At 72.7% G+C, this 20,740-nt stretch carries 17 protein-coding genes and 1 pseudogene; 12 read left to right on the top strand and 6 right to left on the bottom strand.

From position 1 onward, the window contains the following. Nucleotides 1-89 precede the first annotated feature (89 nt). The 7 genes and pseudogenes from ABH937_RS26265 (at nucleotide 90) to ABH937_RS26235 (ending at nucleotide 8,723) form a co-directional block, all read left to right on the top strand. Nucleotides 90-947, top strand: a complete 858-nt coding sequence (locus tag ABH937_RS26265) for a TIM barrel protein (protein WP_370219684.1) — start codon at nucleotides 90-92, stop codon at nucleotides 945-947. Between the two features lie 41 nt (nucleotides 948-988). Further along, complete coding sequence (locus tag ABH937_RS26260; protein WP_280691551.1) at nucleotides 989-1,882, top strand: 2-hydroxy-3-oxopropionate reductase; 894 nt, start codon at nucleotides 989-991, stop codon at nucleotides 1,880-1,882. Nucleotides 1,883-2,201: 319 nt separating this feature from the next. Next, nucleotides 2,202-3,347, top strand: a complete 1,146-nt coding sequence (locus tag ABH937_RS26255) for a glycerate kinase (RefSeq protein ID WP_280691550.1) — start codon at nucleotides 2,202-2,204, stop codon at nucleotides 3,345-3,347. A 138-nt stretch (nucleotides 3,348-3,485) separates the two neighbouring features. Then, complete coding sequence (allB, locus tag ABH937_RS26250) at nucleotides 3,486-4,838, top strand: allantoinase AllB (protein ID WP_280691549.1); 1,353 nt, start codon at nucleotides 3,486-3,488, stop codon at nucleotides 4,836-4,838. A 30-nt stretch (nucleotides 4,839-4,868) separates the two neighbouring features. After that, a pseudogene (gene alc, locus ABH937_RS26245) lies at nucleotides 4,869-5,930 on the top strand (allantoicase); the annotation flags it as partial. 308 nt (nucleotides 5,931-6,238) lie between these two features. After that, entirely contained in the window at nucleotides 6,239-7,699 is a 1,461-nt protein-coding gene (locus ABH937_RS26240) for a catalase (RefSeq protein ID WP_370219683.1), read from the top strand. A 271-nt stretch (nucleotides 7,700-7,970) separates the two neighbouring features. Further along, nucleotides 7,971-8,723, top strand: coding sequence for an IclR family transcriptional regulator (locus ABH937_RS26235; protein ID WP_370146179.1), 753 nt, complete (start codon nucleotides 7,971-7,973; stop codon nucleotides 8,721-8,723). Nucleotides 8,724-8,837: 114 nt separating this feature from the next. Here the strand turns inward: ABH937_RS26235 and ABH937_RS26230 are convergent, their stop codons facing one another. After that, complete coding sequence (locus ABH937_RS26230; RefSeq protein ID WP_280691546.1) at nucleotides 8,838-9,272, bottom strand: CBS domain-containing protein; 435 nt, start codon at nucleotides 9,270-9,272, stop codon at nucleotides 8,838-8,840. Between the two features lie 232 nt (nucleotides 9,273-9,504). On the opposite strand from ABH937_RS26230, the gene ABH937_RS26225 reads away from it, so the two are divergent. The 5 genes from ABH937_RS26225 to ABH937_RS26205 all read left to right on the top strand — a co-directional run bounded on the left by ABH937_RS26225 (nucleotide 9,505) and on the right by ABH937_RS26205 (nucleotide 15,096). After that, entirely contained in the window at nucleotides 9,505-10,239 is a 735-nt protein-coding gene (locus tag ABH937_RS26225; protein ID WP_280691545.1) for a polyprenol monophosphomannose synthase, read from the top strand. Nucleotides 10,240-10,454: 215 nt separating this feature from the next. After that, the gene (locus ABH937_RS26220) at nucleotides 10,455-11,339 is read left to right on the top strand and encodes a metal-dependent hydrolase (protein WP_370219682.1); all 885 of its coding nucleotides are present in this window, start codon (nucleotides 10,455-10,457) and stop codon (nucleotides 11,337-11,339) included. A 20-nt stretch (nucleotides 11,340-11,359) separates the two neighbouring features. Next, complete coding sequence (locus ABH937_RS26215; RefSeq protein ID WP_370219681.1) at nucleotides 11,360-12,544, top strand: 2Fe-2S iron-sulfur cluster-binding protein; 1,185 nt, start codon at nucleotides 11,360-11,362, stop codon at nucleotides 12,542-12,544. A 3-nt stretch (nucleotides 12,545-12,547) separates the two neighbouring features. Further along, complete coding sequence (locus ABH937_RS26210; RefSeq protein WP_370219680.1) at nucleotides 12,548-13,381, top strand: M24 family metallopeptidase; 834 nt, start codon at nucleotides 12,548-12,550, stop codon at nucleotides 13,379-13,381. After that, nucleotides 13,378-15,096 carry an SDR family oxidoreductase gene (locus ABH937_RS26205; RefSeq protein ID WP_280691541.1) on the top strand — a complete coding sequence of 573 codons (1,719 nt, stop codon included), beginning with the start codon at nucleotides 13,378-13,380 and terminating at the stop codon, nucleotides 15,094-15,096. Before ABH937_RS26210 ends, ABH937_RS26205 begins: the two co-directional genes overlap by 4 nt. Before the next feature lie 31 nt (nucleotides 15,097-15,127). Here ABH937_RS26205 and ABH937_RS26200 read toward each other — a convergent pair whose 3' ends face one another. The 5 genes from ABH937_RS26200 to ABH937_RS26180 form a co-directional block, all read right to left on the bottom strand. Continuing rightward, nucleotides 15,128-16,348, bottom strand: a complete 1,221-nt coding sequence (locus tag ABH937_RS26200) for a globin domain-containing protein (RefSeq protein WP_370219679.1) — start codon at nucleotides 16,346-16,348, stop codon at nucleotides 15,128-15,130. Between the two features lie 17 nt (nucleotides 16,349-16,365). After that, nucleotides 16,366-16,986, bottom strand: coding sequence for a pyridoxamine 5'-phosphate oxidase family protein (locus ABH937_RS26195; protein WP_280691539.1), 621 nt, complete (start codon nucleotides 16,984-16,986; stop codon nucleotides 16,366-16,368). Between the two features lie 497 nt (nucleotides 16,987-17,483). Next, nucleotides 17,484-18,581, bottom strand: a complete 1,098-nt coding sequence (locus ABH937_RS26190; RefSeq protein ID WP_370219678.1) for a hypothetical protein — start codon at nucleotides 18,579-18,581, stop codon at nucleotides 17,484-17,486. Next, nucleotides 18,578-19,318, bottom strand: a complete 741-nt coding sequence (locus ABH937_RS26185; protein ID WP_370146168.1) for an RNA polymerase sigma factor — start codon at nucleotides 19,316-19,318, stop codon at nucleotides 18,578-18,580. The genes ABH937_RS26190 and ABH937_RS26185 overlap by 4 nt, the downstream gene beginning before the upstream one ends. Nucleotides 19,319-19,512: 194 nt before the next feature. Then, nucleotides 19,513-20,694, bottom strand: coding sequence for an XdhC family protein (locus ABH937_RS26180; protein WP_370219677.1), 1,182 nt, complete (start codon nucleotides 20,692-20,694; stop codon nucleotides 19,513-19,515). Nucleotides 20,695-20,740 lie beyond the last annotated feature (46 nt).

Below are 20,740 nucleotides of genomic sequence, written 5' to 3'. Positions count from 1 at the left end.
TGACACTTCCTCGGGTACTCGTGGCAAGCTTCCACCAAGCAGAATCCCTCTTCCGCATCATGGAAGTTGTGATGATGGTGAACTGAAAGGTGAGGGACGTGACGGCCGCTTCCGAGTACGCGTCTGTGAATGGACGCGCCACGATCAACCTGTCCATCCTCTTCACGGAGCTCCCGCTCCTGGAGCGCCCCGCCGCGGCTGCCGCCGCCGGCTTCACGGCGGCCGAGCTCTGGTGGCCCTTCGGCACCGAGACGACCCCCGCCGAGGCCGAGCTGGACGCGCTGCGCAAGGCCTTCGGCGACGCGGGTGTCCGCCTCACCGGCCTCAACTTCCTCGACGACCTCTCGGTGGGCGCCAAGGGCACCGCCTCGGTCCCGGCCGAGCGCGAGCGCTTCCGCACCAACGTCCCGGTCGCCGCCGCGCTGGCCGAGTCGCTCGGCGCCGGTGCGCTGAACGCGATCTACGGCAACCGGACCGAGGGCGTCTCCGCCGAGGAGCAGGACGCGCTCGCGCTGGAGAACCTCGTCCTGGCCGCCCGGGCCGCGCACTCCATCGGCGCGGTCCTGCTGATCGAGGCGCTGAACCGGAACGACGCGCCCGACTACCCGCTGCACACCGCCAAGGCCGCCGTCGAGGTGGTCGACCGGGTCAACGCCGCCACCGGGCTCGGCAACGCCAAGTTCCTCTGCGACCTCTACCACCTGTCGGTCAACGGCGAGGACCTGAACGCCGTCATCGACGCCCACGCGGACAAGATCGGCCACGTCCAGATCGCCGACAACCCGGGCCGCAACGAGCCCGGCACCGGCGACCTCGACCTCGCCGCGCTGCTGGACCGGCTGACCGCCGCCGGTTACACCGGTCCGATCGGCCTGGAGTACAAGCCCGCGGGCGGCGTCAGCGCCGACAGCTTCGGGTGGCTGCCGCGCGAGCTGCGCGCCAGCTGACCCATCGGACAATCTCCCCTCGTACAAAAGGATTTGACGCGATGAGCGCCTCCCGCAAGATCGCCTTCATCGGCCTGGGCATCATGGGCAAGCCCATGGCCATCAACCTGGTCAAGGCCGGCCACCACGTCACCGGCTTCAACCTGGAGCAGTCCGCGATCGACGCCGTGGTCGCGGCCGGCGGTCACGGTGCGAGCAGCATCGCCGAGGCCGTCAAGGACGCCGAGGTCGTCATCACCATGGTCCCGGCGGACCCGCACGTCGAGCAGGTCATCCTCGGTGAGGGTGGCGTGCTGGAGAACGCGAAGGCCGGCGCCCTGGTGATCGACATGTCCTCGATCACCCCGCAGACCTCGATCAAGGTCGAGGCCGCCGCCAAGGAGAAGGGCGTCCGCACCCTGGACGCCCCGGTCTCCGGCGGCGAGGCCGGCGCGATCGAGGCAGTGCTCTCGATCATGGTCGGTGGCGCGGCCGAGGACTTCGCCGAGGCCAAGCCGCTCTTCGACGTGCTGGGCACCACCGTGATCCACGTGGGTCCGGCCGGCGCCGGCCAGACCGTGAAGGCGGCCAACCAGCTGATCGTGGCCGTGAACATCCAGGTGGTGGCCGAGGCCGTGGTCTTCCTGGAGAACGCGGGCGTCGACCTGCAGGCCGCGCTGGACGTGCTCGCGGGCGGCCTGGCCGGTTCGACCGTGCTGAACCGCAAGAAGGCCAACATGGTCGACCGCGAGTTCGCCCCGGGCTTCCGGATCGACCTGCACCACAAGGACATGGGCATCGTGACGGCCGCCGCGCGCGCCGTCGAGGCCCCGCTGCCGGTCGGCTCGCTCGTCGCCCAGCTGGTCGCCTCGGCCCGCGCCAACGGTGACGGCTCGCTGGACCACTCGGCGCTGCTGCGCGGTGTGGAGCGCCTGGCGGGCCGCGAGGTCAAGTAACCCGCAGGGTTACCACTGAACTCCTCCTGGTGGCGTGTACCTGTCCGGTCGTGCCCGCGTCACCAGGAGGGCACTTTCGACCAGCAGGCGACCGTGGGGCTCATATTCCCTCGCCTGCTGGTCGTGCCAACCGGCGGCGCAAGCGCACTTCGGTCGTGCGCGACGCGCCGCCCGGCCCCCTCCCTCGCCGAGGGGAGCCTCCCGTACGTCGGAAGCGGGACGGGAGGAACGGCGGGGAGGGGGTCGCACCCCGCTTCGGCGGGTGTGAGTCCGCATGATTGAAAGACCATCAGCTCATCCCGGAAGTGAGGCCAGCACCATGCCCGCCACCCCCACTCAGGGCCATGTGGTCGTAGCTCCCGACAAGTTCAAGGGCACCCTGGAGGGCGCCGAGGTCGCCGCCCGGCTGGCCGCCGGCATCCGCCGGGTGGTCCCCGGCGTCGAGGTCCGCGAACTGCCGGTCGCCGACGGCGGCGAGGGCACCCTGGCCGCGGCCCTCGCGGCCGGCTTCGTCCGGATCCCGGCGAAGGTGGCAGGTCCGACCGGTCTGCCGGTGGACGCCGCGATCGCCGTCAAGGGCGATCTCGCCGTGGTCGAGCTCGCCCAGGCCTCGGGCCTGGCCCGGCTGCCCGGCGGACGCACCGCGCCGCTCGCGGCCGGCTCCTTCGGGGTCGGTCAGCTGATCGGCCGGGCGGTCCAGCTGGGCGCCAAGCGGATCGTGCTGGGCCTGGGCGGCAGCGCCTGCACCGACGGTGGCGCGGGCATGGTCCAGGCGCTGGGCGTCGGCCTGTTCGACGCCCAGGGCACCGAGCTCCCGCCAGGCGGTGCGGCCCTGCGCCGGCTGCACCGCCTGGATCCGGGCGCGCTGGCCGACACGCTGCGCGGGGTGGAGGTCGTGGTCGCCTGCGACGTGGACAATCCGCTGCTCGGCGCCCGTGGTGCCACCGCCGTCTACGGTCCCCAGAAGGGGGCCGAGGGCGAGGACCTGGTGGTGCTGGAGGCGGGCCTGACCCGCTGGGCCGACGTGGTGCGCGAGAGCACCGGAACAGACTTCCGTGACGCCCCCGGCGCCGGGGCCGCAGGCGGGGTCGGCTTCGCCGCCCTGGCCCTGCTCGGCGCCACCATGCGGCCCGGCATCGAGCTGCTGCTCGAACTGCTGGGCTTCGACGAGGCCGTGCGTGGGGCACGCCTGGTCGTGACCGGCGAGGGATGCCTGGACGCGCAGACGCTCCATGGCAAGGCCCCCGCCGGAGTAGCCGCGGCGGCCACCGGGGCGGGGGTTCCGGTGGCCGCTGTGGCCGGTCGACTCGAGCTGGCCGAGGACGAGTGGCGCGGGGCCGGCTTCGCGGCCGCGTACGCGCTGGTCGAGCTGGCCGAGCAGCCGGGGGACAGCATCACCAAGGCGGCGGAGCTGGCCGAGCTGGCGGGGGAGACGCTGGCCAGGGACCTGCTCGTGGGTCGGTAGGAACGCGCGGTCCGGCATGAAGTCCCCGCGTCGTTAAGTCCCCAAGCGTTCATCGTATTTTCCTACATTGACGTTTTGTTGAAGGCGGGCCTAGGCTCCGAGCCACTCCCACCGCAGCAGTTGAGTCCGGAGGTCTTGATGCAGCAGTCGACCGCGGTGATCCGCTCCCGTCGCGTGGTCCTCCCCGACGGTGAGCGCCCGGCCGACGTGCTGGTCCAGGACGGTCGGATCGCGCGGATCGCCGCTCACGGTTCGGTCCCGGCAGGCGACGCCCGGCTCACCGACCTCGGCGAGATCGCGCTGCTGCCCGGCCTGGTCGACACCCACGTGCACGTCAACGAGCCGGGCCGGACCGAGTGGGAGGGCTTCGCCACCGCCACCCGGGCCGCCGCGGCCGGCGGCGTCACCACGATCATCGACATGCCGCTCAACTCGATACCGCCGACCACCACGGTGGCCGGGCTGGCGGCCAAGCGGCGCACCGCCGAGGGCCAGGCCTGGGTCGACCTCGGCTTCTGGGGCGGGGCGATCCCGGGCAACACCGGCGACCTGGAACCGCTGCACCAGGCCGGCGTGTTCGGCTTCAAGAGCTTCCTGGCCCCGTCCGGCGTGGACGAGTTCCCGCACGTCGGGCCCGCCGACCTGACGGCCGTGCTCGCCGAGCAGGCCCGGATCGGGGCGCTGGCGATCATCCACGCCGAGGACCCGGCGGTGCTGGACGCGGCCCCGCAGGTACCCGGCACGCACTACCGCGACTTCCTCGCCTCCCGCCCCGACGACGCCGAGACGACGGCCGTCGCCCGGCTGCTGGACACCGCGCGGCGCACCGGCGCCCGGGTCCACATCCTGCACGTCTCCTCGGCGGCGGTGCTGCCGCTGCTGGCCCAGGCCCGCGCCGACGGCGTCCAGGTCACCGCGGAGACCTGCCCGCACTACCTGACGCTGGCCGCCGAAGAGGTGCCGGACGGCGACACCGCCTTCAAGTGCTGCCCGCCGATCCGTGACGAGTCCAACCGCGACCAGCTCTGGGCGGCGCTCGCCCGCGGCGAGTTCATCGGCATCGTCTCCGACCACTCGCCCTCCACGCCCGACCTGAAGCAGCTTCAGAAGTACGGCGGCAGCGGCGACTTCGCCAAGGCCTGGGGCGGCATCGCCTCGCTGCAGCTGGGCCTGCCGGCGATCTGGACCGAGGCCCGCAAGCGCGGCCACACGCTGGGCGACCTGGTGCGCTGGATGTCCAGTGGCCCGGCCTCGCTGGTCGGCCTGGACGGCACCAAGGGCGCGATCGCCGTCGGGCACGACGCCGACCTGGTCGCCTTCGACCCGGATGCCGACTTCTCGGTCGATCCGGCCGGGCTGCACCACCGCAACCCCGTCACCCCGTACGCCGGCAAGACGCTGACCGGCTCCGTCCGCACCACCTGGCTGCGCGGCCGGGTGGTGGACGTGCACGCCGAGCCCTTCGGCCGCCAGCTCCTGCGCACCCGCTGACCCCTGATCTCGCTGAGGAGCGACGACGACATGAGTGACAGTCAGACCCCGGCCGCTCCTTTCACCGAGCTGGTCAACCTGGCCTCCCGCCTGCTGGGCGCCGGTGTGGTGGCCACCAACGAGGACACCTTCGCGGACGCGGAGAACCTGCTGGTCGCCAAGCCCGCCGAGTTCCGGGCCCACACCTTCGGCCACAAGGGCCAGATCATGGACGGCTGGGAGAGCAAGCGCCGCCGCGGCGTCAGCGCCGAGCAGCCGCACCCGACCGACGAGGACCACGACTGGGCGATCGTCCGGCTCGGCGTCGCGGGCCGGATCCACGGCGTGATCGTGGACACCGCGCACTTCACCGGCAACTACCCGGAGACCGCCTCGGTGCAGGCCGCCTCGATACCCGGGATCCCCTCGGTCGAGGAACTGGCCGCGGCCGAGTGGACCGACCTGGTGGCGCGCACCGCGCTGCGCGGCGACACCGCGCACGAGTTCGCGGTCGAGGACCCGACCCGGTACACCCACGTGCGGCTGAACATCTGGCCGGACGGTGGCGTGGCCCGGCTGCGGGTGCACGGCGAGGTGCTGCCGGACCCGCGCGACCTGGACGGGCTCACCTTCGACCTGGCCGCCCAGGAGTACGGCGGCGTGGCCGAGGCGGCCTCGGACCGGTACTTCTCCTCCCCGCACAACCTGAACGCTCCCGGCCGCGCCTCCGTCATGGGCGAGGGCTGGGAGACCCGGCGTCGGCGCGACAAGGCCAACGACTGGGTGCAGATCGCCCTGGCCGGGGGCGGCGAGGTCCTTGCCGTCGAGGTGGACACCACCCACTTCGTCGCCAACGCTCCCGGCTGGGCCGACCTGATGGGCTACGACGCCTCGAACGGCGGTGACCCGCGGACCGACGCCGCGGGCTGGTTCGAGCTGCTGCCGCGGACCCGGCTGCAGCCGGACACCCGGCACCGGCTGCGGCTGGGCGCGTCGTCCGCCGCCCGTCCGGTGACCCATGTGCGGATCAACGTCTACCCGGACGGCGGCCTGGCCCGGCTGCGGCTGACCGGCAAGCTCACCGAGGCCGGCCGCGGCGCCCTGGCGCTGCGCTGGTTCAACGCGCTGCCGGCCGCCGAGGCCGCGCAGGCGCTGACCGAGGCCGGGCTGGCCGAGGCCGAGGCGTGGACGCTGACCGCCGTCCGCCCGCTGGCCGACGCTGCGGAGCTGACCACGGCCGTGTCGGCGCTGCAGCCGAGCGACGGCCCTGACGGCACCGAGACCTCGCGGCGGGCCGCCGCGATCTGGCGCCTGCTGGGCGTCTGACCTTCCCTCTCTTGGCTTTTGCAGACTTTGCCAAGCGCGTTCCGGTGGCTTTGCAAGGTCTGCAGACCAGCAACTCTCGTACCTGAAGGACCCCCATGCCCAAGAACCTGACCACCGAGTCCGGCGCCCCGATCGCCGACAACCAGAACTCGGCCTCGGCCGGCGAGTACGGCCCGCTGCTCATCCAGGACCAGCAGCTGATCGAGAAGCTCGCCCGGTTCAACCGCGAGCGCATCCCGGAGCGCGTGGTGCACGCCCGCGGCTCCGGCGCCTACGGCTACTTCGAGGTGACCGACGAGGTCTCCCAGTACACCCGCGCCGACTTCCTCTCCGAGATCGGCAAGCGCACCGAGGTCTTCCTGCGCTTCTCCACCGTGGCCGGCAACCTGGGCGCCAACGACGCGGTCCGCGACCCGCGCGGCTTCGCGCTGAAGTTCTACACCGCCGAGGGCAACTACGACCTGGTCGGCAACAACACCCCGGTCTTCTTCATCAAGGACCCGCTGAAGTTCCCCGACTTCATCCACTCGCAGAAGCGCGACCCGTTCACCGGCATCACCGAGGCCGACAACGTCTGGGACTTCTGGGCGCACGCCCCCGAGGCCACCCACCAGATCACCTGGCTCTTCGGCGACCGCGGCATCCCCGCCTCCTACCGCCACATGAACGGCTACGGCTCGCACACCTACCAGTGGGTCAGCGAGTCGGGCGAGGCCTTCTGGGTCAAGTACCACTTCAAGACGAACCAGGGCGTCCGCTCGCTGGACGGCTCCCAGGCCGCCGAGCTGGTGGGCGGCGACGCCGACAGCCACCAGCGCGACCTGCACCAGGCGATCGAGCGCGGCGTCTTCCCGTCCTGGACCCTCTACGTCCAGCTGATGCCGGTGGCCGAGGCGGCCGAGTACCGCTTCAACCCGTTCGACCTCACCAAGGTCTGGCCGCACGCCGACTACCCGCTGGTCAAGGTCGGCCGCCTGGTCCTGAACAAGAACCCGGAGAACGTCTTCGCCGAGGTCGAGCAGGCCGCCTTCTCGCCGAACAACTTCGTGCCCGGCATCGGCCCCTCGCCCGACAAGATGCTCCAGGGCCGCCTGTTCGCCTACGCCGACGCCCAGCGCTACCGCCTCGGCGTCAACCACACCCTGCTCGCCGTCAACGCCCCCAAGGCGACCGAGGCGAACAACTACGGCCGCGACGGCTTCTCGGCCGTCAACAAGGCCGGCCGCGGCAAGAACTACGAGCCCAACTCGTACGACGGCCCGGCGCAGACCGACCGGGCGCTGGCCGCACCGGTCGCCCTGAACGGCTACACCGGGAGCTACACCACCCCGGCGCACACCAAGGACGACGACTTCTTCCAGGCCGGCGAGCTCTACCGGGTGATGTCCGAGGGCGAGAAGAGCCGCCTGATCGACAACCTGGCCGGCTTCCTGGCCCAGGTCAGCCGTGAGGACATCATCGAGAAGAACCTGGCGCACTTCCACGCCGCCGACGAGGAGTACGGCTCCCGCCTGGAGGCGGCCGTCGCCAAGCTCCGTGCCGGCGATGAGGGCTGAACCACCCTCAGGTTCCGTCAGGACGCGTAGGACCAGAGGCTGACTGACGCACCCTCAGATGGGCCCCTCCCCCCGGGCAGTGGGGGAGGGGCCCATCGCCTGTTTCACGCCCCGGTCGACCGTCTGGCATATGCCATTCGGCCAATAGCCGTCACCTGCGGGATTCTCGCCCGACCGTCGGGTACGACGACGGCTCGGTGGATAGGCTGGGGGAGGATACCCGGGGACGGCGGAAGGGGAGGCCATGCCGGCACACGGACAAGGTCATCAGATCATGCTGGACCAGGGCGAGTCCGGCCCGCACACCTCGCTGCGGCGAGCCCTGCGGGTGCTGGAGGCCGCCGACCGCCACCCCTACGGCGCGGGGCTGCCCGACCTGGTCCGGGAGACCGCGCTGCCCGAGCCGGTGGTGCGCGAACTGGTCGGCGTGCTCTGCGCCGAGGGCTACCTGCAGCCGAGCGACGGCGGTTGGGTGCTGGGCGGCACCTTCGCGATGCTCGGCCAGTACAACCGCGAGCAGCTGATCCGGATCCGGCTGCAGCACAAGCTCACCGAGCTGCGCGACGAGCTGGGCGCCGCCGTCTACTTCAGCCGCTACCACGACGGCGAGCTGCGGGTGGAGGCGGTGGCCGAGGCCGCGCACGCGCCCGCCGTCCACGAGTGGGTCGACTTCAAGGCCACCGCCCACGCCAGCGCGATCGGCAAGTGCCTGCTCAGCCAGCTCGACCACGACGGCCGCCTGGACCACCTGGCCCGGCATCCGATCGCCCGGCTCACCTCGCGCACCATCACCGACGCCGACCAGCTGATGCAGCGTCTGGAGCGGCAGCCCGCCACCGTCCCGATGCTGGACCTCCAGGAGTACGCGTTGGGCACGGTCTGCGCCGCCGTCCCGGTCACCGCGGGCAGCACGGTGGGCTGCCTGGCGATGTCGCTCCCGGTCGACAACGCGCACCGGCTGCGCGCGGCCGCGGAGCTGCTGGCCGAGCGGGCCGCCCCGTTGATGCTCGCGATGGCGGTGTAGAGCGGCCTGAGGCGGCCTGAGGCGACCTGGGTCGGGCAGCGACACGGGTGCGGGCCGGGTCCGGAACTCCGGACCCGGCCCGCACCCGTGCGACGACCGCCGGGTGACAGCGCGTCAGTGCGTGACGAACATGCTGTCCATGAACTCGATGATCTGCTTGTCGGTCAGTCCCTTGGACGTCTTGTGGGCGTCGGCCAGGTCCTTCTCGGTGATCATGCCGACCAGCATCCCGTCCTCGATCACCGGCATGCGGCGGATCTGGTGCTGCTCCATCTTCTTGAGCACCGTCGCCATGTCGTCGTCGGCGCGCACGCAGTGCAGGTGGCCGCCCAGGTCCATCGCCGTCATGGTCGACGGGTCCTTGCCCTCGGCGATACATCGGGTGACGATGTCGCGGTCCGTGATGATGCCCTTGAGCTTCTTGTCCGGCCCGCAGATCGGGAGGGCGCCCACGCCCTTGTCCCGCATCATCTTGGCCGCCGCCATCAGCGTCTGACTGGCGTCGACGCACTGGGCCCCGCGGTGCATGATGTCACGCGCTGTGATCACTGTTCTCTCCTTCCGCTGCCGGAGGGTACCGGCTCGTTCACGGTAGGTGGCGATCGGAGGGCCCGCGAGCGGAGCCGAGGCCGTTCGGCGGTGCCCGCGGCGCGGGGCCCGGGAGGCCGGGGTGGCATGATCGGCTCTCATGTGCCTTTGCGAATATGTGAGTTAGCCGGCGCGGTGCACCGCCTGGGAGTCGACCGCGTGACCACTGCCTTCCCGTTGAACGGAGCGTTCCTTGACCCTCAAGACCGTCGTGGTGATCCCGACCTACAACGAGGTCGAGAATCTCCCGCGCATCGTCCAGGAGATACTCGGCCAGGACGTCCCGGGCCTCGGTGTCCTGGTGGTCGATGACGGGAGCCCGGACGGCACCGGCGAGGTGGCCGACAAGCTCGCCGCCACCCACCCCGGCGTGGTCGACGTGCTGCACCGGACGACCAAGGACGGCCTCGGCCGGGCCTACCGGGCCGGCATGGGCAAGGCGATCGAGGACGGCGCCGACCTGGTGGTCCAGATGGACGCCGACTTCTCGCACCCGCCCACGGCGCTGGCGCCCATGATCGAGGCCGCGGAGCGGGGTGCCGGACTGGTCATCGGCTCGCGCTACACGACCGGCGGCTCGCTGGACGAGGCCTGGGGTCTGCACCGCCGGCTGCTCTCCCAGTGGGCGAACTTCTACGTCAAGACGATCCTCGGGGTGCCCGCCGCCGACGTGACCGCCGGGTTCAACCTCTGGTCCAGGGACGCGCTGGCGGCCGTCGGCCTGGAGCGGATCGAGTCCAACGGCTTCTCGTTCCAGGTGGAGATGAAGTACCTCGCCTCGCGCGCCGGGGTGCGGATCGCCGAGGTGCCGATCCGCTTCGGGCAGCGCGTCGCCGGGACCTCCAAGATGTCGCTGAGCACGCAGTTGGAGTCGGCCTGGATGCCGTGGCGGCTGCGCGCCAAGCACAGCGGGGTCACCCAGGGCTGAGCCGTCGGGCGGGTGCGCGGCAGGGGCGGGTGACGGCGCGGGGCGTCGCCCGCCCCGCCGCGTGTCCGCCCCCTCCGGGGTCCGGGTCCAGGGCCGGCCTTGATCGGCTTATTAGACTCGATGTCGATAAGAACGGTCGAAACCCTTGTGGCCCGCGATACCCGCCAGTAGTTTGAGGTCCTGACGCCACCCCCGCAGGTCAGGAGGGTCCTCCCATGCCCAGAACCGCCCCCGAGGTGCACGCCGACCTCGTGTTGGAGCCGCGCGACGTCACGTTCGACTGGAGCGGGCTGCCGCTGCACTGGATCCCGGACGAGCCGCTCGCCACCCACACGATCAACGTGCTGCACCTGCTGCTGCCCGAGGGCGAGCGCTGGTTCATCAAGGTGTTCAAGGACGCGCTGCCGCTGATCACCGACGAGCAGCTGCGCGAGGAGGTGCTCGGCTTCATCGGCCAGGAGTCCATCCACGCCGAGGCCCACCAGGAGGTGCTCGACCACCTGCTCGCCCAGGGGCTCGACCCGCGCCCGTACGTGCGGCAGATCGCCTGGCTCTTCCAGCGGGTGCTGGGGGAGAAGCCGAAGCTCGGCCCCCGGCAGCGCCGGGAGAACATCATCGAGCGGGTGGCCTTCGTCGCCGCGATCGAGCACTTCACCGCCTTCCTCGGCAACTGGGCGCTCAACTCGCCCGGCCTGGACCGCGCCGAGGCCGACCCGACGATGCTGGACCTGCTGCGCTGGCACGGCGCGGAGGAGGTCGAGCACCGCAGCGTGGCGTTCGACCTGATGACCCACCTGGACCCGGGCTACCTGCGGCGGGTGCGCGGCATGGCGGTCTCCGGGCCGCTGCTGGTGCACCTGTGGGTGCGCGGGGTGCGGTTCCTGCTGGCCGCCGACCCGACGCTGGACGGCCGGCTCGTGCCGACCTGGCGCGAGGCCCTGGACATCTCCCGGCGCGGGCTGCTGCCGGAGCCGATGGCGTCGCTGCGCTCGGGCCTGCGCTACCTCAGGCGCGGCTACCACCCGACCCAGGAGGGCTCCAGCGCGCAGGCGCTGAGCTACCTCGCCAGCTCGCCGGCCGCCCGCGCCGCCGCCCGCTGACGCCGCCAGGCAGCCGACCGATGAACGGGCACCCGATGAAGAAGATCCCGAAGAAGCCGAGCACGCCCTCGCGCGAGACCGCGCCCGCACCCACCGCCGTCTTCGGCCGCACCACCCAGCTGGACGTGGACAACCCGCCGCCGGACCTCTACGGCCGCCCGCAGCCGGACCGCTTCATGCGCGCCGTCACCACCTTCAGCGACCTCTACACCCCGGCGATGGGCCGCCCGCTGCTGCGCCGCAACCCGCGGCTGCCGGCGCCTCGGGCGCGGGCACCGCTGTCCCTGGTGATCACCGGACACCGGGCGGTCGCCGAGGAGGTGGTCGAGCTGCGGCTGGCCGACCCGTCCGGCGACCGCCTGCCGTCCTGGCAGCCCGGCGCCCACCTGCGGCTGATCCTGCCCTCGGGACGCGAGCGCCACTACTCGCTCTGTGGCGACCCGGCCGACCGCACCACCTACCGGATCGCCGTGCGCCGGATCGCCGACGGTGGCGGCGGCTCCCGCGAGATCCACGAGGAACTGCACCTCGGCGCCCGCCTGACGGTCCGTCGGCCGCGCAACGGCTTCGCCTTCTGTGGCGAGCCGCGGCTGCTGCTGGTGGCCGGCGGGATCGGCATCACCCCGCTGCTGCCGATGGCCCGCGAGGCCCAGCGGCGCGGCCTGGACTGGCACCTGGTGCACGCCGGCCGCAGCGCCGCCTCGATGCCCTTCACCGAGGAACTGCGCGCGCTGGCACCCGACCGGGTGAGCTTTCGCACCGAGGACGCCGAGGGCCTGCCGACCGGCGCCGAGCTGCTGGCCGAGGCCCGCCCCGGCACCGCCGTCTACTGCTGCGGCCCGACCCCCATGCTGGCCGCCGTGCAAGCCGCCTTCGAGGCCTCACCCGCCACCGCCCTGCACTACGAGCGGTTCGGCGCCGCCCCGATCCTGGACGGCCGCCCGTTCACCCTCCAGCTCGGCCAGGAAGGACCGCGGCTGCCCGTCCCCGCCGACCGCTCCGCGCTCGACGTGCTGCGCGAGGCGAGGCCCGACCTGCCGTACTCCTGCCACCAGGGCTTCTGCGGCACCTGCCGGGTCCAGCTGCTGGCCGGCACCCCCGAACACCGTGACCGCCGGCTCACCGCCGAGGAGCGCGCGAGCGGTGCCCTGCTGCCGTGCGTCTCCCGCGCGGCCGAGGGCGAGACCCTGGTCCTGGAGGACTGACCGATGGCGTTCGACTACTCCGCCGCCGACCTCGACCGGTTCCGCGAGGTCCAGCAACTCGCCTACCACTGCGCCGAACAGGTCGCCGCCTGGATCGAGCCCGGGGTGACCGAGCGGCAGGCCACCCAGAAGCTGCGCCGGTGCCTGGTGGCCGAGGGCGTGGACGACTTCTTCCACGTGCCGTTCGCCTGGTTCGGCGACCGCACCGCCTTCCGGCACTTCCACACCCCGCTGCAGTTCTTCGCCGGCTCCCGGGTGCTCCAGGAGGGCATGCCCTACGTGCTGGACTGCGCCCCGGTGGTGGACGGCTACACCGCCGACATCGGCTACGGCGGCAAGGTCGGCGCCAACCCGGTCTGGGACCGGCTCGCCCAGGACCTCAGGGTCTACCGGGAGTTGATCCTGCGCGAGGTGCGGGCCCGCAAGCCGCTCGACGAGGTCTACGCGGCGGTGGACGCCCAGCTCGCCGCGCACGGCTACGACAACCGCCACCAGGTCTACCCTGGGCGGGTGATCGGCCATCAGGTGACCCGCAACACCAGCCGCGCGCCCAAGGGCGTCAACCTGTTCGGCTTCGGCCTGCGCACCCTGCAGACGCTGGGCCGGGAGCTGATCAGCGAGCGGCTGCACGGCCGCTCCCCGCTCTGGGCCGACGGCCGCGCCTCCCGGCACGCGCCCACGCCGGGCCTGTGGGCGGTCGAGCCGCACATCGGGTTCCGCGAGGTGGGTATCAAGTTCGAGGAACTGCTGGTGGTCACCGAGGACGAGGCCTACTGGCTGGACGACGATCTGCCGCACGTGCGGCGCTGGACGAGCCTTGAGGAGGCCGCCGCATGAGCCCGGTGACACGTCGTACGGTGCACAGCGCCGGCGTCGACCTGGCCGTCTTCGAGCAGGGCGACCCCGCGGCGCCCACCGTGCTGCTGGTGCACGGCTATCCGGACACCCACCGGGTCTGGGACGACGTGGCCGAGGACCTCGCCGCCGACCACCACGTGGTCCGCTACGACGTGCGCGGCGCCGGGGAGTCCTCGGTGCCGGCCGGGCGCGCCGAGTACCGCCTGGAACTGCTGGCCGCCGACCTGTTCGCGGTGGCCGACGCGGTCAGCCCCGACCGCCCGGTGCACGTGGTCGCGCACGACTGGGGCTCGCTGCAGTCCTGGGAGGCGGTCACCGAGCCCGGCGCCGAGCGCCGGCTGGCCTCCTACACCACGATGTCGGGGCCCTGCCTGGATCACATGGGCCACTGGATCCGGTACCGGCTGCGCCGCCCCACCCCCCGGCACCTGCGCCAACTCCTGGTCCAGGGCGCGCACTCCTGGTACATCACCGCCTTCCACCTGCCCTTCCTGGCTCCCGCCGGCTGGCGGCTGGGCCTGGCCCGGGCCTGGCCGCGGGTGCTGCGCGATCTGGAGGGCGTGCGGCCACGGGCCGGGCATCCCCAGCCGACGATCCGTCAGGATGCCGTGCGCGGGATCGAGTTGTACCGGGCGAACATGCGCCCGACGCTGCGCAACCCGCGCGAGCGGCACACCGAGGTCCCGGTGCAGCTGATCACGCTGCGCCGTGACCACTACGTCAGCCCGTTCCTCTCCGAGGGCCTGGAGCGCTGGGTGCCCCGACTGACCCGGCGCGAGCTGAACGCCACCCACTGGTCCGCGCTGCTCGAACAGGGCCCGGTGGTGGCGGGGTTGGTGCGCGAGTTCACCGCACGGATCGAGAGCACCGGCCAACCACCGGCCCCGGGCGAGAAGTTGGTGGTGATCACCGGCGCCGGCAGCGGGATCGGCCGGGCCACCGCGCTGGCCTTCGGCGAGCAGGGTGCCACCGTGGTGGTCTGCGACCTGGACCAGGTGGCGGCCGAGCGGACCGCCGAGCTGGTCACCCTGGTCGGCGGCGCGGGCCACGCCTACCGGGTGGACGTGAGCGACGGCGCGGCCATGGACGCCTTCGCGCAGCAGGTGGCGACCGAGCACGGGGTGCCGGACGTGCTGGTCAACAACGCCGGGATCGGGCACTCGGGCACCTTCCTGCAGACCACCGAGAAGGAGTGGCAGCGGGTCCTGGACGTCAACCTGTGGGGCGTGATCCACGGTTGCCGGGCCTTCGGCGCCCTGATGGTGGCGCGCGGCCGGGGCGGCCACATCGTCAACCTGGCCTCGGCGGCCGCCTACCTGCCGTCCAAGGTGCTCGCCGCCTACGCGACCAGCAAGGCCGCCGTGCTGATGCTCTCCGACTGCCTGCGGGCCGAACTCGCCGACAGCGGCATCGGGGTGAGCGCGATCTGCCCCGGCATCGTCAACACCAACATCACCAGGACCTCGACCTTCTCCGGCCTCTCGGCGAGCGAGCAGACGGCCAAGCAGGACCGGGCGGCCAGGCTCTACGCGCGCCGGGGCTTCCCGCCCGAGAAGGTGGCGGCCGAGATCGTCAAGGCGGTGCGGACCGGCAAGCCGGTGGTGCCCGTGACGGTGGAGGCCAAGCTCGCGCGCTGGGCCGGCCGGATCTCGCCCGGACTGCTGCGCCGGGCGGCCCGGATCAACGCCGGCTGACGGATCGTCAGCTGACCCGGGCCGCCCTGTTCTAGCGCGACGGGCCGTCGGTGCGGGTGCGCTGCTGCGGCTGCTGCTGGAACGGCGGGACGCCGCCGTCCAGCAGTCCGGAGGTGATGTCCAGCTCGGCCGGCGTGGTGCTCAGCTCGTAGTGCAGCCGGTCGGCCGGCACGCCGTCGCGCTGGAACCGCTCGACCATGCTGACCACCATGTCGTCGGGCCCGCTGACGAAGACCTCATGGTGCACCCAGTGCCCCTGGGCCGGCACCACCTCGGGCAGCCGGCCCACCACGCCCGGGTACTCGATCTGCTCGGAGACCACCGGGACCAGCAGCAACCGGGGGAAGACGCTGGCCAGTTGCCGCAGGCTGCGCAGGTCGTACAGGTCGCTCTCGCGCCGTGCGCCGACGAACAGGTGCAGGGTGAGCGGCCGGTTGCGCGCGATCATCTCCTCGACCAGCGCCTTCACCGGCGCCAACCCGGTGCCGCCGGCCACGCAGACCACCCGGCGGGCCGGCCGCTCGGGCAGCGTCATCGCGCCGCGGCCCGGGCCGAGCCGCAGCACGTCGCCGACCCGGGTGTGGTGCACCAGCGTGTTGCTCACCCAGCCGGCCGGGACGGCCCGCACGTGCAGGTTCAACAGGCCGTCTCGGCGCGGCGCGTTGGCGATCGAGTACGGGCGCCAGACCCGCGGCCAGCGGGCGGTCTCGACGGTGGTGTACTGCCCGGCCCGGTAGGGGAACGGCGACTCCGGGCGCAGGGTCAGCACCGCCAGGTCGGCCGAGCGCTGCTCGTGGCCCACCACCTCGGCCAGCCAACTCGCCGGGCTGCCGGCGGCGTCGGCCTCGGCGGCCCCGCTCATCGCCGCGGCGATCTGGCCGTAGGCCTCGGTCCAGGCCTGCTCGTGGGCGGGCGTCCAGGCCTCGCCGGCGAACCGGCGCAGGGTGCTCAGCAGCGCCGCGCCGACCGCGTCGTAATGCGCGCTCTGCACCCCGTACTTGCGGTGGTCCCGGCCCAGCTGCTGGAGGAACGTGGTCAGTTCGGCGGGCCGGTCGAGCATCCGGACCGCGCCCGCCAGGGCCCGGAAGAGCCGGTCACGCTGCATGTCCATGGCGGGCGGGAAGAGGGCGCGGGCCTCGGGGTGGTGCAGGAAGAGGGTGGCGTAGAAGTGGCCGGTGAGCTTGTCCGCGTGCTGCTGGACCAGCGCGAAGCTCTCGCAGATCAGGGTGAGGTTGTCGTTCTGATCAGTCATGGCTTGATGACGCTGGGTCAGATTCCTTGTCCGCTGGTTTCCTTGGCGCCGAAGAAGTCGCCGCCCTTGCGTCGTACGTCGTCGGTGCCCCAGGCCCGGGTGCGGGGGGCGGGGATGAACCGGGGGATGTGCTTCGCGCAGTGCAGGTAGGCCTCCTCGATGTCGACCAGCACCCAGTGCTCGGCCCTTCGGCCGGGGGCGGTCTCCAGTGGCAGCCCGGGGGCCGCGGGGCGTAATGCGGCGTCCGAAACGATCCGGGCCCGGCCGTTGACGTGCAGGCCGATCAGGTCATGGACGAAGTCGACCAGCAGCAGCCCGACGTGGCCGTTCTCGCTGATGTTCCCCAGGCTCGCCATGACGCCGTTGCCGCGGTACTCGGGGTAGGCCAGGGTCCGTTCGTCGATCACGTGCAGGAAGCCGGGCGGTCCGGCCCGGAAGCTGGCGTCGCACTCGCCGTGGGCGTCCGAACTGGCGACGAAGGCCATCTCCTGGCGGGCGACGAACTCCCGCATCCGCGCGTTGAGGTGGTCCAACACCTGGTCCCGGTAGAACCGTTCGGCGCGCTCGGTGGAACCGTACGCCTGCTGCAGGCGGTGCTCGCCGGCCGAACCGGGTTGGTGCAGGAGGTGCTCGGGCATCGACTCTCCGTGTCTATGTCAAGGGCATGACAATATATCCCCCGGACCTCCACAAGTGCCGTTGAGCGCACCCCCGTTCGAACTCCTCAGCGCACCCTACACGTAGCGCGATGGAGCGTCACCTGCGGGTGGGTCGGCCGTGCCGCAGACGGTCGGCGCGCGGCCAACCGGCCGGGACCGGCGGCGAGTTCCTCGCCGGTCGGGCAGGGCAGGCAGGGTGTGAGCGATACCCGGGCGTCAGGGCTCTGCTCAGCAGAGCGCAGGCAGGGCAGAGCGGCGAAGGCGAGTCCGGACCCGGCCCGGCCGACCCCAACCTGGCCGGGCCCGAACTCGCGCCGCGGGGTGACGGACCCGGGGGAGTCCGTCACCCCGTCGGCACCGGCGACCGAAACTCATGCACAGTCGGGGCCGCCGGAGTTCCGGGAGGGTGGTGTGCCCGGGGAAGCCACCACCCGTCCCGGAGTCTGAGGGGTACTACTGGTCCTGCTCGGTGCGGCTCAGGACCCCCCTGGGCCGTTGCCGCCGATGGCCTGCCCCTGCGGGGTGTGGCCGTGGCCGTCCCCGCCGGGCGGGGACGCGGTGGACGTGCCGGGGTCGGGGGTCGGCGGGTGGGCCGCGGTGGGCGTACCGCCCGGCAGCACGGGCAGCGGGGAGGTCCCCGACGTCTGCTTGCCGCTCTCGCTCCGCAGCGCGGCGCAGTACGTGCGGACCCGGTCCGAGCCGCCCGCCGCGCGCGTCAGCGGCTCGAACCGGGAGTCGGCGGCGCCTGGTTGGCTGGTGCCCGGCCACAACTGGCAGAGCGGCAGCAGGATCGACGGGATGTCGGCCCCGCCGGTCGCCTGCTGCCCGGGCGGCACGCCCTTGCCGGACTGCCCGGCGCCCGAGGGATCGGCCGTGGCCGGCGTGCTGCCACCGTCCGTACCGCCGCGGGTGGACCCGCTGCTCGCGGCGCCACCGCTCGGACCGGTGCTCGAGCCGCCGGGCAGCGGCCGGGCGCCGGCGGAGGCTCGACCGGTACCGGGCAGCTGCCCGGCGGCCTGACCGGCCCAACTGCTGGTCGGGGCGGCCGACGCCGATCCGGTGGCGGCCGTGTTGTCGGCGCGCCCGGTGCTGCCCGAGAGGCCGGGTCCGCCGAGTGCGGCCGGCAGGTGCCCGGTCCCGGCCGCCACCGCGACCCCGCCGATCGCCGTCACCGCGAACGCTGCCGCGGCGGCCTTCGCACTGAGGAACCGCGTGGGCACGCGGAACCTCTGCGGTGCGCAGCTGGCCATCGGGCGACTCCGGGGCTTGGACGAGGCGGGCGAGTTGGTGCTGGACCTGGTGGCCCGGGACAGGGACGGGGCGGTGTTGTTCTGGTGGGGCACAGCGTTCTGGTGCGGCACGGCGTTCTGGTGGGGCGCGGTGAGGCGGGCGGCCTCCCGGAACGCGGTCACGGCCGCTTCCTCCCCGGCCAGTTCACGCGTCGTGGCAGGAGCGGCCGCGGCGGCGAGCAATCCGGAGAGGGCGTCCAGACCGCCCTGCGTATCGTCCACGGCGCCGGCCAGCAGCTGCTCGGCGGCGTCGCGGTCGATCCGACGGGATCGGTTGGTGCTCATCTCATGTCCTTCAGCGTCGAAGCTCCGGGCTGTGTCACACCTTCGGCGGATTTTTTTTCGAGCCGCCTCGAGGGACCCCGCTGGACCGGCACGGTGGCGGGGGAGTCCAGCAGCTTGGCCAGCTTGCGCAGGCCCCGATGGGCGGCCATCCGGACGCTGCCGGCCCGCTTGCCGAGCACCCGTGCCGCGCTCTCCGCGTCCAGCTGCAGCACCACCCGCAGCAAGACCGCCTCGGCCTGGTCCTTGGGCAGCCCGGCGATCAGGTCCAGCGCCTCGCGGGTGCCCATGGTGGCCAGCGCGCTGCCCTCGGTGTCGTCGCGGGCGGGCAGGTCGAGCAGTTCCTCCACCGGCAGATCGGCGGTCGGCCGGCGCCGCCGGGCCCGCAGGTGGTCCAGCGCCCGGTGCCGGGCGATGGTCGCCGCCCAACCCCGGAAGCCGTCGCCGTCGCCCTGGAAGGTGTGCAGGTCCCGGGCTATCTGCAGCCAGGCCTCGGAGGCTATGTCCTCCGCGTCCGTGCCGTCCCCGCCGACCATGACCCGCAGGTACCGCAGCAGCAGCGGCTGCACGGTCCGGAAGACCAGCCGGTACGCCTGCTCGTCGCCGGCCTGCGCCTCCCGTACCGCGCGCCCGAGTCTCTCGGTCTCCGAGGGATCGGCGGTCGGCGTGGTCGGTGAGGTCGGTGAGCTCGGTGGTGGGCCGGCGGCGTCGGCGTACCCGAACTGATCTGCGTTTTGCACCGGGCCATCATCCCCTCTCGCTGGGCCTGAACATGCAATGTCCCGCCCGGAGAGATCATCCGGGCGGGACATTCGAAGCCGGCTGCCGTGAACGAGCGGCTTCCTGGGAGTTCGCTGGGTACTGACGCAGTGTCAGGCGTGGGTGGGACATGGGTCAGGCATGGGTCAGGCGTGGTCAGGCGTGGTCGGACGGGTCAGGCGACCCGCCAGGCCTTCGGTGCGCCGGCGTCGGCGCGCTGCAGGTCGTGGTGGATCGGGCCGGCGCCGGAAGACAGCGGCAGGCAGCCACCACCGCGCCGGCTGGCGACGATCTCGGCGGCGACCGCGACGGCGGTCTCCTCGGGCGTGCGGGCCCCCAGGTCCAGGCCGATCGGCGAGCGCAACCGGGCGATCTCGGCTTCGCTCAGGCCGACGTCGCGCAGCTTGGCGTTGCGCTCCAGATGGGTGCGGCGCGAGCCCATCGCGCCGACGAAGCCGACCGGCAGCCGCAGCGCGCGTTCCAGCAGCGGGATGTCGAACTTGGCGTCATGGGTCAGCACGCACAGCACGGTTCGGCCGTCCAGCGCCTCGAGCTGGGAGTCCAGGTAGCGGTGCGGCCAGTCGACCACCACCTCGTCGGCCTCGGGGAAGCGCCGTGCGGTGGCGAAGACCGGCCGGGCGTCGCAGACCGTCACGTGGTAGCCGAGGAACTTGCCGATCCGCACCACGGCGGCGGCGAAGTCGATCGCGCCGAAGACCAGCATCCGCGGCTTGGGGACGTAGGACTCGACGAAGAAGGTGACGGTGCTGGCTGCCGTCGGGTCGCAGGGCCGGCCGTCCAGCGCCAGGGTCACCGTGGCGGTCTTGCCGGCGTCCAGCAGCGCGCGGGCCTCGGCGACCACCGAGCGCTCCAGCGCCCCGGTGGTGCTCGGGCCGCCGGGGGAGAGGGTGCCGTGATGGGTGCCGGCGGTCACCGCGACGGTGGCGCCGAGCAGCCCGGCAGGCCCCTCGATCGCCCGGACCAGCGCGACCGGCGTGCCCGAGGCGATGTAGGTGATCCCGGCGTCCAGCCCGGCATCCGCGCCGGGGACCACCGGCTGGACGAAGACGTCCAGGATGCCGCCGCAGGTCAGCCCGACCGCGAAGGCGTCCTCGTCGCTGTAGCCGAAGCGCTCCAGGACCGGTCGGCCGGAGTCGATCGCCTCCCGGCACAGCTCGTACACCGCGCCCTCGACGCAGCCGCCCGAGACGCTGCCGACGGCCTCGCCGTCCGCGTCCACGGCCAGCGCCGCGCCCGGGTCGCGCGGCGCGCTGCCCGAGACGCCGACCACGGTGGCCACCGCGAAGGAGCGCCCGGAGGCGTGCCAGGCCTGCAACTGCTCGGCGATGTCCTGCATGTCCGTGGCTCCTATCGGTGGTGTCGAGGGTGTCGGTGATGTCGGG

Source organism: Kitasatospora sp. GAS1066B, assembly GCF_041262605.1.
In the GTDB taxonomy this organism is placed as follows: Bacteria; Actinomycetota; Actinomycetes; order Streptomycetales; family Streptomycetaceae; genus Kitasatospora.
The sequence above is the reverse complement of the archived record's forward strand: the minus strand, read 5'-3'. Positions and strand labels throughout refer to the sequence as shown.